The 1,075-nt window shown below is 67.7% G+C and carries 1 protein-coding gene; it reads right to left on the bottom strand.

The annotated features are described in order from the left end of the window. Window positions 1-354: 354 nt before the first annotated feature. On the bottom strand, window positions 355-606 hold the full coding sequence (locus B7L92_RS38495) for a hypothetical protein (protein WP_081241674.1): 252 nt from the start codon (window positions 604-606) through the stop codon (window positions 355-357). Between the last annotated feature and the right edge of the window lie 469 nt (window positions 607-1,075).

Here is a 1,075-nt window from a genome sequence, read left to right as displayed (position 1 = left end):
TGGGGGTGGCCCGGGGGCTGGAGCTGATGTAGGAGTGGCCGGCGGGTCCGGTGACGGGGCGCTCGCGGAAGTAGCGGGCGAGCGTGGCGAGGCGGCTTGCGGCGCTGTCGTCTGCTGTGTTGTCGTGCATTGGCGTCCCCGTCCCCTTGGCGGCCTCCAGGGGGCGCGGATCGTCCGTACAGCGTGTGCAGGGGCGCGCGCCGGAGGCCGGAAGCGTTCTCTCCGGGTCATTCCGGACGCCCCATCTTGGCACGGGTGCGGCTGGAGTTGAACGGATAGTTTCAAATGATCAGCGGTGTGTGTCGGGTCCGTTGGTCAGCCGCACCCGTCAAACGGTATGAACCCCCGGCATATTCAGACAAGCCGTGGTGCTGCCTTCATCCCCTCGATCAGCGCGCCGAGTTCGGACAGCTGCTCGGAGGTGATGATGTCCATGGCCTCGGCTCCCTCGAGGGCTCGCCCCACGATCGCCAGGGTCCGTAGGTAGACGAGCGCGGTCTCCTCGTCGCTGAGGGTCCGGTCGATGTCGTTGAACGCGCGCTCCGCCTGTTCCGCGAACAGGGCCTGCGGATCGGGGCCGGGGCGGGGCTGGTCGTGGTCGGTCACTGTCGTCCACCGTCCCCTGGTCGAGGCCGCCGTCTTTCCGCGGCGCCTGGTGATATCGATTACGGCCGCCTCGCCCGGTGTGTTCAGCCCGGGAGGGATGGGGGTGGCGGGTTCTGCGGACATGGGGCGTCTCCGCTCCTCCGGCAGAAATGTTCGGGAAGGTCATGCCTGCCCTGTCGGCGTTGGGCGGGCATGTCCCGCTGTGCGGCTGCCAGTCCGGACTGCGGGAGTGCCACTGTGACACCGATAGGCGGACGGGGGCGAGGACGGATGCACATTTCACCCAGTCTTGACGCTGTGGGGTGTACAGATCCGGCCGAGTCCGCTACCGCGCGCTACCGATACGCGGTATCCGTGCGCGTTGTGGCTGGTGGCATGGGAAAGCCCCCACCGGATGGGGGGCGTAGTTTGCCGACAACGACCCTGTGCCTGCGTGGGGGCTTTGAGACCTCACGGGATGATGCTCATG

This window comes from Streptomyces viridosporus (assembly GCF_002078235.1).
GTDB lineage: Bacteria > Actinomycetota > Actinomycetes > Streptomycetales > Streptomycetaceae > Streptomyces > Streptomyces viridosporus.
This window is presented reverse-complemented; position numbering and strand designations above follow the sequence as displayed.